Annotated in this window: 10 protein-coding genes and 1 tRNA gene; 6 read left to right on the forward strand and 5 right to left on the reverse strand. The window is 70.2% G+C overall.

What is annotated here, in order from left to right:
* A partial coding sequence (locus AC6EI8_RS18510; protein ID WP_498382562.1) for an AAA family ATPase occupies positions 1-234 on the reverse strand: 234 nt, incomplete at its 3' end.
* A complete protein-coding gene (locus AC6EI8_RS18515) occupies positions 231-1,541 on the reverse strand; it encodes an exonuclease SbcCD subunit D C-terminal domain-containing protein (RefSeq protein ID WP_226108095.1) in 1,311 nt (436 codons plus the stop codon). The genes AC6EI8_RS18515 and AC6EI8_RS18510, both read right to left, overlap by 4 nt.
* A 205-nt stretch (positions 1,542-1,746) precedes the next feature.
* On the opposite strand from AC6EI8_RS18515, the gene AC6EI8_RS18520 reads away from it, so the two are divergent.
* Positions 1,747-1,820, forward strand: a tRNA-Cys gene (locus AC6EI8_RS18520).
* 43 nt (positions 1,821-1,863) lie between these two features.
* On the opposite strand, the gene dmeF is transcribed toward AC6EI8_RS18520, so the two are convergent.
* Entirely contained in the window at positions 1,864-2,880 is a 1,017-nt protein-coding gene (gene dmeF, locus AC6EI8_RS18525; RefSeq protein ID WP_226108097.1) for a CDF family Co(II)/Ni(II) efflux transporter DmeF, read from the reverse strand.
* Between the two features lie 520 nt (positions 2,881-3,400).
* Here dmeF and AC6EI8_RS18530 point away from each other — a divergent pair.
* Positions 3,401-3,973, forward strand: a complete 573-nt coding sequence (locus tag AC6EI8_RS18530; protein WP_226108099.1) for an acyloxyacyl hydrolase — start codon at positions 3,401-3,403, stop codon at positions 3,971-3,973.
* Between the two features lie 161 nt (positions 3,974-4,134).
* Here AC6EI8_RS18530 and AC6EI8_RS18535 read toward each other — a convergent pair whose 3' ends face one another.
* Positions 4,135-5,577 (reverse strand): aminotransferase-like domain-containing protein, encoded by a 1,443-nt coding sequence (locus tag AC6EI8_RS18535; RefSeq protein ID WP_498382563.1) that lies wholly within the window; start codon positions 5,575-5,577, stop codon positions 4,135-4,137.
* 362 nt (positions 5,578-5,939) lie between these two features.
* On the opposite strand from AC6EI8_RS18535, the gene aptA reads away from it, so the two are divergent.
* The 3 genes from aptA (at position 5,940) to AC6EI8_RS18550 (ending at position 9,798) form a co-directional block, all read left to right on the forward strand.
* Entirely contained in the window at positions 5,940-7,268 is a 1,329-nt protein-coding gene (gene aptA / locus AC6EI8_RS18540; protein WP_498382564.1) for an omega-aminotransferase AptA, read from the forward strand.
* Between the two features lie 340 nt (positions 7,269-7,608).
* On the forward strand, positions 7,609-8,997 hold the full coding sequence (gene bcaP / locus AC6EI8_RS18545; protein WP_498382565.1) for a branched-chain amino acid transporter BcaP: 1,389 nt from the start codon (positions 7,609-7,611) through the stop codon (positions 8,995-8,997).
* A 453-nt stretch (positions 8,998-9,450) separates the two neighbouring features.
* Positions 9,451-9,798, forward strand: a complete 348-nt coding sequence (locus tag AC6EI8_RS18550) for a DUF2917 domain-containing protein (protein WP_498382566.1) — start codon at positions 9,451-9,453, stop codon at positions 9,796-9,798.
* A 206-nt stretch (positions 9,799-10,004) separates the two neighbouring features.
* Here the strand turns inward: AC6EI8_RS18550 and AC6EI8_RS18555 are convergent, their stop codons facing one another.
* Positions 10,005-11,066 carry a hypothetical protein gene (locus tag AC6EI8_RS18555; protein ID WP_498382567.1) on the reverse strand — a complete coding sequence of 354 codons (1,062 nt, stop codon included), beginning with the start codon at positions 11,064-11,066 and terminating at the stop codon, positions 10,005-10,007.
* A 296-nt stretch (positions 11,067-11,362) separates the two neighbouring features.
* On the opposite strand from AC6EI8_RS18555, the gene AC6EI8_RS18560 reads away from it, so the two are divergent.
* Positions 11,363-12,624 (forward strand): cobalamin-dependent protein (locus tag AC6EI8_RS18560; RefSeq protein WP_498382568.1); only part of this gene is annotated, 1,262 nt, incomplete at its 3' end.

The following is a 12,624-nucleotide window of genomic DNA, read 5'->3' on the forward strand; positions in this document are numbered from 1 at the left end:
GGTCTCGCCCGCGACATCGGGCAGCACCGTGGCACGTCCACCGACGCGGGCGACGCGCGGGGTCTCGTCGTACAGCGCGAGGCACAGGGCATCGAGCAGCGTGCTCTTGCCCGCGCCGGTGGGGCCGCAGATCGCGAACAGGCCGGCCGAGGCCAGCGGTTCGGCGGTGAAGTCGATGGCGAACTCGCCCGACAGCGAGGCCAGGTTGCGGCCGCGAATGGCGAGGATCTTCATGGCGCTGCCACCTCGTCCGGCGCGTGCAGCAGTTCGGCCAGCGCGGCCGCCAGCGTGGCGGGCGCCTCGGCGCCATGCCGCTCGCGATACAGCGAGGCGAACACCGCGGCCGGGTCGAGCCGGTTCAGGTCGTCGAGCGACAGCATCGGCGCGGGCGCCTCGCCGGCCGCGGCGGCGGTGCTGACCTCGATGCGCGCGAGGCGCACCGGCTTGCCGTCGAGCGCGGCTTCCACCTTGGCGCGCAGCGTCGGCTCGGGGCCGTCCAGCGCGACCCGCACCTGCAGATACGGCTGCAGCGCGTCGGGCAACGGCGGCAGCTCGAGCGCGCGCAGCGCGTCCAGCGCCTGTTCGAGCGGCCGGGGCGTCAGGGGCACGCGCATCAGGTCGACGGGTCTGGGCACCGGGATCGCGCGCCACTCGGCCAGGGCCTCGCCCTCGAGCCGCGCGCTGACGACCTGGTGCGGATAGTGGATCTCGGAGAACGACATCGGCAGCGGACTGCCGCTGTAGCGGATGTGCTCGTGGCGGCCGACCTTCTGCGGCCGATGCAGATGCCCCAGCGCGACATAGGCGATGGCCGGGTCGAAGATGCCGGCCGGCAGCGCCTCGGCGCCGCCGATCACGATGCGCCGTTCCGAGTCCTCCGAGACCTCGCCGTCGCGCATATGGCAGTGGCCCAGCGCGACGATGGGCTGGCCGGGTTGCCGGCGGGACAGCGCCAGTTCGAGCGCGCTGCGATAGAGCGCGGCGACGCCGGCCTGGTAGGGGTCGGTGCCGGTGCCGGCCTCGGTATCGATGCCGGTATCGATGCCGGTATGGATGCCGGTATCCGCGTTGTCCCGCGCGGCCTCGACCCGCGGCACGTCGCTGGGGCGCAGGAAGGGGATGGCCAGGCACCACGCCGCGATCCGGCCGCCCGTATCGCGCACGGGCACCACCAGCTTCTCCACGTCGATCGTGCCGTCAGGCAAGCGATGGACCTGGCCGACGCAGGCCGCGCCGAACCAGTCGAGGAAGGGCGCCGGGGCCTCCAGCCGCGCCGGCGAGTCGTGGTTGCCGGCGATCATCACGATCGCCAGATGGGGGCGCCGGCGCCGCGCCTCGGTCAGGAAGCGGTACAGCTGGCGCTGCGCCGCGGCCGAGGGGTTGGCGGTGTCGAAGATGTCGCCGGCGACCAGCAGCAGGTCGGTGGCCTCGGCGTCCAGCGTATCGAGCAGCCAGTCGAGGAAGTGCTGATGTTCGTGGGTACGGTCGTAGTGATGCAGGGTCTGGCCGAGATGCCAGTCCGAGGTGTGCAGCAGTCGCATGCTGGGGGAGGGCCTTTCAACGTTGGCCGAGACGATAGCAGAGATCGGTGGGGGGCCGGCTTGGCCGCTCGTTGGCTCGGGCTCGGGCCGGGCTGGGGCCGGGCTGGGGCCGGGCTCGGCCGCGATGCGGCGGCCTTCTGCACGATCGGGCGAATCGGGCTACACTTCGGCCCGCGCTGTTCGCAGCGCACCGCTTCAAGACAGCGGCGGGGTGGCAGAGTGGCATGCCACGGCCTGCAAAGCCGTGTACGACGGTTCGATTCCGTTCCCCCGCCTCCAGCTTTCCTGCCCGCGCCAATGCAATCGGCGCGAGCGGCGTGGTTCAGCCGGCCTTTTTCATCGCGCCATCGTCGCAGCGCGCGATTTCCACCGTGACATGCGCCAGTTCCTCGTGCACGCCGAGGGCGGTACGCACGCGCGCCGGCGTCAGCGTCGGGTCGTGCGTGACCAGCGCGACGATGCAGGCGAACTTGTCCTTGCCGACCCGCCAGACATGCAGGTCGGTCACGCGGGTGCCATCGCGGCCCTGGTCGAAGCCGGCCAGCACCTCGCGCACCTCGTCGACCACCGGATGGTCCATCTCGCGATCGAGCAGCACCGCGGAGGTCTGGCGGATCAGGCCGAGCGCCCAGTGTCCGACCAGCACCGCGCCGACGATGCCCATCACCGGATCGAGCCAGTTCCAGCCGAGCCACCAGCCGCCCGCGAGCGCCAGCAGCGCCAGCACCGAGGTGGCGGCGTCGGCCAGCACGTGCAGGTAGGCCGAACGCAGGTTCAGGTCGTGGCCATGCGCGTGGTCATGGCCGTGCCCGTGGTGGTGGCCGTGATGATTATCGTCGTGGTGATGGTGGTGGTGATCGTGCCCGTGCCCGTGGTGATGGTGGTGCGCGCCGCCCAGCAGCCAGGCGCTGGCCAGATTGACCAGCAGGCCCAGGCAGGTGACCGCCATCGCTTCCGGATAGCGGATCGCCGCCGGGGCGAACAGCCGCTCGATCGAGGCGAAGCCCATCAGCGCGGCCACCCCCATCAGGAAGACCGCGCTGGCGAAGCCGGCCAGCACCTCGATCTTCCAGGTGCCGAAGGCGAAGCGGCGGTCGTTGGCGAAGCGGCGGGCGGCCGCATACGCGAACACCGACAGGCCGATCGCCAGCGCGTGCGAACTCATGTGCCAGCCGTCGGCCAGCAGCGCCATCGAGCCGAACCACCAGCCGGCGGCGATCTCCGCCACCATCGCCGCGGCCGTCAGCAGCAGCACCAGGCGCGTACCGCGTTCGCCGGCGGCGTTGCCGCGGTCGAAGACATGCGAGTGGGTCCAGGGGGAGAGATCGTGGGTATGCATGGCTTGGCCTCTTTTCGATGGCCGCAAGGGTAGCAGCATGCATGCGTGGGCAGGCGCAAATCCCTGCTGCAAGTGCGCCGACTCGCGGTCGGCAGTGGCAGTCGGGACCCGGTCAGGACTCGCAGTCTGGCCTCGCCGCCGCGGCTTGGGGCGGCACCCGCGGTTGGAACCGCCAGCAGCCGGCGCCCTCAAGTTTCCCGGATGGCCGATCGTTTACCCCCAGACGCAAAATGGATTTGTCGCCGCTTAACATACATTCATGAATGCATGTATCATCGCGATCACGATTTTGCGTAATTTCGCTCTTTGCTTGCCAAAAGTACGATGACTTATCGATTCATTGCCGGTTGCATGGCGGCGTGGCTCGGCTTGTGCGCCACCGCCGGTTGGCTGATCGAACGGCTCTGGGCCTGACCTCCAGCCCGTTCGCGCGGCGCCGATGCGGGTGGCGTTTCCTGCCTGGCACGGACTGTGCCAGTGCCTTCGCCGGCATCTTTCAACTCCTCCTCTCCCCTCGACCATGACACGACAACAAGAACGCACGGCGCGTTCGCTGCGCCGCTCGGCCGCCTTTTGCTGCGCCGCAGCAGCGCTGATCGCCGCGGCGCCCGCCCAGGCCGACCCCGCCGTCCATGTGGCCTACGGCCGCGACCCCGGCCACGGCCTGAACAAGTACGAGGTGGGCCTGAACTGGGATTCGGGCTTCGCCTACGGCAATCCGCAGGGCTGGCTGGCCAAGCTGCAATGGGAAGTCGAACTGGCGCGCTGGAACGCGCGCAGCGGCAACAACCGCCGCGACGTGACCGAACTCGGCTTCTCGCCGATCCTGCGCGTCGAGAAGCACGGCTGGAGCGTGGTGCCGTTCGCCGAGCTGTCGGTGGGCCTGCGCCTGATGAGCGCCACCTCGACTTCGGACTCGCACGACTACAGCACCGCCTTCCAGTTCTCGGACATGGTCGGCGTGGGCGTGGCCTTCGGTCCGCAGAAGCGTGCCGAGGCGGGTTTCCGCTTCCAGCACATCTCGAATGCCAGCATCAAGCGGCCGAACCCGGGTACCAACTTCTACACCGGTTACGTGCGTTACCGCTTCTGAGCGCTGCCTCCGGGCGCGCGCGTCCGGGCCCCGGCCTCTCCGCGGGCCCATTCCCGGCCGGACTCGGCCGGTCCCGGCCTCTCCCGGGCCCACTGCCTGGGGCTTGCTTGGAGACCCGCTTCGGGCCGCTCCGGGCCTGCCGGGCGCCAAAGCGTGCGCGGCTAGCTGCCGCCGCGCACGCCATCGATGAACTCCCACAGCGCCGGCGCATCGCTGGTCGCGACATTGAAACGGATCCACGGCGAATCGGTCTCGTCCGGCGCGAAATAGCTGCCGGGCGCCAGCCATACGCCGTGCGACAGCGCGCGCGTCGCCAGCTGGCCGCCGGACAGCCCCTGCGCGGCCGCGGCCGCGCCGTCGGGCGCTCCACGTACCCGTGCCCAGGCGAACATGCCGCCTTCCGGGCGCAGCAGCACTTCGAGGCCGTGCGCCTCCATCTTCTCGGTGACGCGGTCCTGCTGCGCGCGTAGCCGCGCGGCCAGCGCGTCGACGTGGCGCGCGTAGTGGCCGCCCGTCAGCACCGCATAGACCAGCCGCTCGGTGACCTCGGACGAGGTCAGCCCCACCGCCATCTTGGTGCGGGCGAAGGCCTTGGCCAGTTCCGGGCTGGCCGCCAGATAGCCGACCCGCAGCGACGGCGTGATGGTCTTCGAGAAGCCGTTGACGTAGACCACATGCGACAGCCCGTCCATCGCCGCCAGCATCGGCGCGCCGGCGGGAGCCAGCTCGCGATAGATATCGTCCTCGACCACCAGCAGCCGGTGCTGCTCGGCCAGCTGCAGCACGCGGTGCGCGTTCATGCTGGTCAGCGTGCCGCCGGTCGGGTTCTGCAGCACCGTGTTGACGAACAGCGCGCGCGGCCCGTGCCGGCGGATGGCCGCGTCGAGCGCGTCCGTATCCAGCCCCGCCGCGCCACGCGGCACACCCACCACCTTCAGCCCGGCCAGTCGCAGGATCTGCAGCAGATTGCAGTAGCACGGGTCCTCGACCAGCACCGTATCGCCGGCGCGCAGCAGCGTGCGCACCACCAGGTCCAGCGCCTGGGTCGCGCCCTGCGTCAGCACCACCTGCTGCGCCTGCATCGGCATGCCGTACTGCGCGAGCCGCGTGGCGATGTGCTCGCGCAGCGCGGCGAAGCCGTAGGGATGGCCGTAGCCCGACACCTGGCCGGCCGGCACGCGGGCGGCGGCGCGGATGGCCTGGTGCAGCCCTTCCTCGTTGAGCCAGTCGCCGGGCAGCCAGCCGGCGCCGGCCTTGATCGGCACCGAGTGGTCGGCGAACACGTCCGACAGCAGCCACGCGGCGTTCAGGGCAGGGGTTTCCCAGCGCGGGCTCGGCGCCTGCTCGGTGCTGGGCTGGCGATGGGCGACCGTATAGCCGGAGCCCGCGCGCGCCGCCAGGTAACCGAGCGCCGTCAGCCGGCCGTAGGCCTCGGCCACCGTGAAGGTGCTGATGCCATGCTGGGCGGCGAAGCGCCGCACCGACGGCACCGCGATGCCGGGGCGCAGCGCGCGCCGGTCGACCAGCGCCGCGATGCCGGCGACGATCTGTTCGGTCAGCGTGTCGCCGCCACGGCGGCTGCGGGTCAATTCGAGCTGGATCATGCGACCGCATTGTGCGGGGGATGCCTGTACAGTTCAAGCGCGGCGAGGGGCGCTGCCGGCCACCCCGGCCATGCCGCGATGCCGCATGCTCTCGGCGGATACGGGCGCATCGCGATGATGCCGCGGCGCCGGGACTGGGATTGACCTGTACGGTTCGAGTCGCAAAATCAGTACGGTAAGGCGAGCATTTCGCAACCGTATATTTTTAGGGAGCGCCGGGCTCGCTACAGTGGCCGGATCGCTATCCCGCGCCATCGGCCGCTGTTGCTCGGCGGCGCGACACCCCGAACCGACCGGACCAGGCCCTGCACAAGGCCCCGGACCCAGCCCGACCAAGCCAGGACGAACCCAAGGAGGAAGTAATGGACGCCGCCAAGACCGTGATTCCCGATCTCGATGCGCTGTGGATGCCGTTCACCGCGAACCGCCAGTACAAGGCGGCGCCGCGGCTGCTGGCCTCGGCCAGCGGCATGTATTACACGACCCACGACGGCCGCAAGATCCTCGACGGCTGCGCCGGCCTGTGGTGCGTGGCGGCCGGGCACTGCCGCAAGGAGATCGCCGACGCGATCGCGCACCAGGTGCAGACGCTGGACTATGCGCCGCCGTTCCAGATGGGCCATCCGCTGTCGTTCGAGGCGGCCAGCAAGGTCGCGGCGATCATGCCCTCGGGCCTGGACCGCATCTTCTTCACCAACTCGGGCTCCGAATCGGTCGATACCGCGCTGAAGATCGCGCTGGCCTATCACCGCGCCCGCGGCGAGGGGCAGCGCACCCGCTTTATCGGCCGCGAGCGCGGCTATCACGGCGTCGGCTTCGGCGGCATGGCGGTCGGCGGCATCGGCCCGAACCGCAAGGCCTTCTCGGCCAACCTGATGCCGGGCACCGACCATCTGCCGGCCACGCTCAATATCGCCGAGGCGGCCTTCTCCAAGGGCCAGCCGACCTGGGGCGCGCATCTGGCCGACGATCTCGAGCGGATCATCGCGCTGCACGATCCGTCCAACGTCGCCGCCGTCATCGTCGAGCCGCTGGCGGGCTCGGCCGGCGTGCTGGTGCCGCCGGTCGGCTACCTGGAGCGGCTGCGCGAGATCACCAGCAAGCATGGCATCCTGCTGATCTTCGACGAGGTGATCACCGCCTTCGGCCGGCTGGGCGCGGCCACCGCGGCCGAGCGCTTCAAGGTCACGCCGGACCTGATCACGATGGCCAAGGCGATCAACAACGCGGCCGTGCCGATGGGCGCGGTGGCGGTCCGGCGCGAGGTCCACGACACGGTGATCGACGCCGCCGCCGGCGCGATCGAGCTGCCGCACGGCTATACCTATTCGGGCCACCCGCTGGCGGCCGCCGCGGCGATCGCCACGCTGGACCTGTATCGCAGCGAGGACCTGTTCGGGCGCGCCGCGAAGCTGGCGCCGCTGTTCGAGGAGGCCGCGCACGGCGTGCGCGGCGCTCCGCACGTCAAGGACATCCGCAACCTGGGCCTGGTGGCCGGCATCGAGCTCGAGCCGCGGCCGGGACAGCCGGGCGCGCGCGGCTACGAGGTCTTCCTCAAGTGCCTGGAGCGCGGCGTGCTGGTGCGGTACACCGGCGACATCCTGGCCTTCTCGCCGCCGCTGATCGTCACCGAGGCGCAGATCGCCGAGCTGTTCGACACGGTGCGGCAGGTGCTGAAGGACGTGCAGTAAGGCAGCGCCGGCGCGGACGCCCCGCGCCGATCCGTCTCCTCTCCCCGCTGCGGGAGAGGGGAGCGAAAACTCCCACCCCACCTCCCGCTCCCTTCTTCTGCTCCGAACCCCGAAGCCCGCCTCCATAAGTGACGGTTTGGCCAGAGCGGTTCGATAAACTAGGCGCCTTTTTTGCCCCGGCCGGCCCACCTTGCCGAGCCGCGGGCGGCCCTGCGCGTCCACCCAGGCGGTGGCGCCCGCGGGCATTGGCGACCGGTCATCCACAGGCCGGCCAAACTCGATCCTGGCGACACCGCCCGGCCGACCCCGGGCGGATGCCGCCAATGCAGGAGATCCCTTCATGAGCTTGTTGCGCACCAAGGACATCGAAACGATGCTGGCCGCGAGCCGCGACGATGGCTTGAAAAAGGTGCTCGGCCCGGTCGACCTGGTGATGATGGGCATCGGCGCCATCATCGGCACCGGCATCTTCGTGCTGACAGGTACCGGCGCGCTGACCGCGGGCCCGGCGCTGACGCTGTCCTTCGTGATCGCCGCGCTCGCCTGCGGTTTCGCCGCGCTGTGCTACGCCGAATTCGCGACCGCGATCCCGGTGTCCGGCTCGATCTACACCTACAGCTACGCCACGCTGGGCGAGATCGTCGCCTGGATGATCGGCTGGGACCTGCTGCTCGAATACGGGCTGGCGACCTCGGCGGTGTCGGTCGGCTGGTCGGGCTACTTCCAGTCCCTGCTGTCGGGCTTCGGCGTGCAACTGCCGGCGGCGCTGACCGCCGCGCCCGGCGCGGTGCCGGGCGTGCAGACCGTGCTGAACCTGCCGGCGGTGCTGATCATGCTGGCGATCACCTGGGTGGTGTCGTATGGCGTGCGGGAGTCGGCACGGGTCAACAACATCATGGTGGCGATCAAGGTCGCGGTGGTGCTGCTGTTCATCGCGGTCGGCGTCTGGCACGTCAAGCCGGTCAACTGGCAACCCTACGCGCCGTTCGGCTTCGCCGGCATCGTCAATGCCGCCGCGCTGGTGTTCTTCGCCTTCATCGGCTTCGATGCGGTGACCTCGGCGGCCGAGGAGGTGCGCAATCCGCGCCGCGACCTGCCGATCGGCATCATTGGGTCGCTGGCGGTCTGCACGCTGCTGTATGTCGCGGTGGCGGCGATCATGACCGGCATCGTGCCGTTCCCGAAGTTCGAGGGCATCGACCATCCGGTCTCGCTGGCGCTGCAGTACGCGGGCGAGAACTGGGTCGCGGGTTTTGTCGACCTCGGCGCGATCCTCGGCATGACCACGGTGATCCTGGTGATGACCTACGGCCAGACCCGCATCCTGTTCGCGATGTCGCGCGACGGGCTGCTGCCGGCCCGGCTGTCGCGGGTGCATCCGGTGCACGCGACGCCGTTCCAGGCGACGTGGGCGGTCGGCATCGTTTTCTCGTCGATCGCCGGCCTGGTGCCGCTGAACGTGCTGGCCGAGCTGATCAATATCGGCACGCTGTCGGCGTTCGCGCTGATCTCGATCGCGGTGCTGGTGCTGCGCAAGACCCGGCCGGACCTGCCGCGCACCTTCCGCTGCCCGGGCGTGCCGGTGGTACCGCTGCTGTCGGTCGGCTTCTGCCTGTTCCTGATGGCGCATCTGCAGCCGTTCACCTGGGTAGCCTTCCTGCTGTGGCTGGCGCTGGGCCTGGTGATCTATTTCGGCTATGCGCGGCGCAACGCCGTGCTGCATCGGTAGGGCTCGCCAGGGCCTCGTCGGCCGGGCGTCGTCAGGGGCTCGTCAGGGCGTCGTGGGTCCGGCCTCGTCGGGGCCTCGACAGGGCGTCGCGGGTCCAGCCTCGTCACCGCCTCGTCGGTAGGGCCTCCGCCGCCCAGCGCCCCAACTGTCAGAAAAAACGCCGGAACAGTACCTGGGAAACTGTTCGGAACTGTCCCTTTGATGGCCGCGCCGGCCGTCCATAATGAAATCGTGCATCGAAGCACGCCGTGGCGCGGCCGTCCGTGCGGTCGCCCACATTGGCAAGAGGCCCGGCGCAGCGGGCAAAAACCGCCGCGAAATACCGAAAGGCTTCAGGACCATCGGCGCCGACCATGCCCGCCTGGACAACATCCGGTCCCGCCGTTGCGCGACCGGCAGGCGGCGGGCCGGACGAGCCGGCTCCGCTCGATGCCCATCGACAGGAGCAGCACCATGCAGGAACTCAGGGATTACGAACTGGACCAGGCCGGCACGCCGGTCAGCTGGCGCGCGCGGCCGGGGCAGCGCATCGTCGCGCGCGACGGGAACATCTGGTTGACGGTGGAAGGGCAGCGCGGCGATGTCTGGCTGGCGCCGGGCCAGTCGTTCGACCTGCCCGAGGGCGCCTGGGTATGGATCTCGGCCGACGCGCCGGGAGCGCGCTTCACGGTGGCCCAGCAGTCGGCGCCGCTGTCATGGCGCGGGCTGCTCGCCCTGCTGCGCCCGCGGCCGCGGCCCGACCCGATACGGCTGCCGGAGCCGTCCGCCGGCTGGTGGCCGGCACGGCATCTGTCGCGCTAGCGGGAATGGCTCGAAGGGATTGAAGCGTTCAAAGCGTTCCAAGCGCTCGAAGCCCTCGAAGCCCTCGAAGCCCTCGAAGCCCTTGAAGCGCTCGAAGCCCTCGAAGCCCTTGAAGCCCTTGAAGCGCTCGAAGCCCTCGCAGCGTTTGGAACGTTGGACGTTTGGAGCGTATGGGCCGGAAGGATGGAGCGCGGCGCCGGCGGCGCTCAGCGCGCCGGCGTCGCGGACGACAGCGTGGCGGCGACCGCCTGCCACAACGGCTCCAGCCGCTGCCGCTCGTTGTCGGCGGCCTGCGGCGCCAGCGACGGCGTGCGGCACAGCAGCACTGCGGTCTGGCCGGCCTCCGGCAGCGGCACCCACCAGACGCGGCCGTACTGCAGGCGGCCACCGTCGCTGGCGATGGAAAAGCTGGCCCAGTTGGCGCGGTGATTCGCCAACCGTACGGTGCCCTGGGCGATCACCTTGGCGCTGGCGCCGGTCAGCGCCTTCAGTTCCTCGGCCGCGCGCGCGGCGGCCACAGCGCCCGAGCCTTCCTTCCCGCCTTCCTTCCCGCCTTCCTTCGCGCCTTCCTTCGATCCTTCCCTGGCCCCGTCCTTCGGCAGCGGGCGCGCCAGCAGATCGATGGTCGACAGGCCGTTGCCGCCCTGGCTGGTGAAGGCAAAGATCGCGTTGTCCGGCAGCAGCTTTTCCCGGGCCGCATCGCGCTCCCAGGACAGCGGCATGCGCAACATCAGGTCGATCGCGCCGGCCTGCCGGACGCCCCTGGTGGTGTAGGTCCTGGCCATCGGCGAGGCCAGTTCGGCGGCGGGTTTGTCCTCGTAGACCGCGGCCAGCAGCAGTTGCAGCGAGGCCTTTTCCATGTCGCCCTGGGCGCTTTCGCGCACGCGCTGCAGATAGGCCTGCATCGCGGGCTCGGAGGCCAGCGCCGACTGCATCGCCTCGCGGTCCATTTCCAGCACCTTGGTCGCCAGCCGGGCACGGTCGGTGGCGGGCAGCGGAATGTCCTGGAACAGCCGGGTCACCGTGGCCAGCGCATCGGGATACTGGCGGTCGAACGCGTTGCGCACCTGCTGGATGTCGTTGCGCAGCGACGGGTATTTGGCCGCGGCGCGCTCGAGCGTGGCGTTCTGGTTGGTCAGGTAGCCGTACAGGCTGGTCAGACCCGAGATGGCCGCGGGCGTGTAGTCCCACGCGATGGCACTGGCGGGCAGGCCGATCAGACCTGCGAGCAGCGCAAGGCGCGGCAGCCACGGCACGCAATGCCGCATAGGAATCCCCTTCAATAGGTCGACACGGCCGGCTGTGCGTGTCCTTTGTTGTGCCGACCGGAGGTCCGAGTCCCGGCGGATGTTCTCGATTGTAGCCGAAGGCAGGGGGCGTCACGTGCCGTTTGCTGCCCGCTGGTCACGCCCGGCGGGATGGGCCTACAATCGACTGGCCCGCCGGCGGCACCGCCGGCGCGGGCAACCCCAGACAATATGGCCAGCAATGGCCGCACAACGCGATGGCCGGTGCTTCGGCGGCGCAGTCTGTCCGCCGCTCCCGGCCTCACCGGGTGGAGACCATGACCGATCTGTCCGACCTGCGCAAGGCAGGCGCCGAAGCCGAGGCCGCTACCGTGGCGCCGGCCCCCGCGCCCGCCGGCGCACCGACCCACAAGGTCCGTTTCGTGACGGCCGCATCTTTGTTCGACGGCCACGATGCTTCGATCAACATCATGCGCCGCATCCTGCAGGCGCAGGGCTGCGAGGTGATCCACCTCGGCCACAACCGCTCCGTCGAGGAGGTCGTCGCCGCCGCGCTGCAGGAGGACGTGCAGGGCATCGCCGTCTCGAGCTACCAGGGCGGCCACGTCGAATACTTCAAGTACATGGTCGACCTGCTGCGCGAGCGCGGCGGCGCCCATATCCAGGTGTTCGGCGGCGGCGGCGGCGTGATCGTGCCGGCGGAGATCCGCGAGCTGCAGGACTACGGCGTGGCGCGCATCTACAGCCCCGAGGACGGCCAGCGCATGGGCCTGGCCGGCATGATCGCCGACATGGTGCGGCGCTGCGACTTCGACCTGTCGCGCCATGCGCCCGCGACGCTGGACTCGCTGCGCGCGGGCGATCGCCGCGCGCTGGCGCAATGGATCACCGTGCTGGAGAACGGCAAGGCCGATTCGGCCCTGGCCGCCGCGCTGCATGCGGATGCCGCCGGCATCGCGACCCCGGTGCTCGGCGTGACCGGTACCGGCGGGGCCGGCAAATCGTCGCTGACCGACGAGCTGATCCGCCGCTTCCGGCTCGACCAGCAGGACAGCCTGCGCATCGCCGTGATCTCGATCGATCCCTCGCGCCGGCGTACCGGCGGCGCGCTGCTGGGCGACCGGATCCGCATGAACGCGATCCACCATCCGCAGATCTACATGCGCTCGCTGGCCACGCGCGATGCCGCCAGCGAGGTGTCGCGCGCGCTGCCGGACGCGCTGGCGGCCTGCAAGGTCGCCGGCTTCGACCTGATCGTGGTCGAGACCTCGGGCATCGGCCAGGGCGACGCGGCGATCGTGCCCCATGTCGACCTGTCGCTGTACGTGATGACGCCCGAGTTCGGCGCCGCCAGCCAGCTCGAGAAAATCGACATGCTGGACTTCGCCGACTTCGTCGCGATCAACAAGTTCGACCGCAAGGGCGCGCAGGACGCGTGGCGCGACGTCGCCAAGCAGATGCAGCGCAACCGCGAGCAATGGCACGCGCGCGCCGAGGACATGCCGGTCTACGGCACCCAGGCCTCGCGCTTCAACGACGACGGCGTGACGATGCTGTACCTGGGCCTGCGCGAGGCGCT

It is taken from the genome of Cupriavidus sp. R6-3, assembly GCF_059772245.1.

What these genes read in the sequence shown, in the direction of transcription:
- AC6EI8_RS18515 (WP_226108095.1), bottom strand. Translation starts at nt 1,541, where the DNA reads ATGCGACTGCTGCACACCTCGGACTGGCATCTCGGCCAGACCCTGCAT.
- dmeF (WP_226108097.1), bottom strand. Translation starts at nt 2,880, where the DNA reads ATGCATACCCACGATCTCTCCCCCTGGACCCACTCGCATGTCTTCGAC.
- AC6EI8_RS18530 (WP_226108099.1), top strand. Translation starts at nt 3,401, where the DNA reads ATGACACGACAACAAGAACGCACGGCGCGTTCGCTGCGCCGCTCGGCC.
- AC6EI8_RS18535 (WP_498382563.1), bottom strand. Translation starts at nt 5,577, where the DNA reads ATGATCCAGCTCGAATTGACCCGCAGCCGCCGTGGCGGCGACACGCTG.
- aptA (WP_498382564.1), top strand. Translation starts at nt 5,940, where the DNA reads ATGGACGCCGCCAAGACCGTGATTCCCGATCTCGATGCGCTGTGGATG.
- bcaP (WP_498382565.1), top strand. Translation starts at nt 7,609, where the DNA reads ATGAGCTTGTTGCGCACCAAGGACATCGAAACGATGCTGGCCGCGAGC.
- AC6EI8_RS18550 (WP_498382566.1), top strand. Translation starts at nt 9,451, where the DNA reads ATGCAGGAACTCAGGGATTACGAACTGGACCAGGCCGGCACGCCGGTC.
- AC6EI8_RS18555 (WP_498382567.1), bottom strand. Translation starts at nt 11,066, where the DNA reads ATGCGGCATTGCGTGCCGTGGCTGCCGCGCCTTGCGCTGCTCGCAGGT.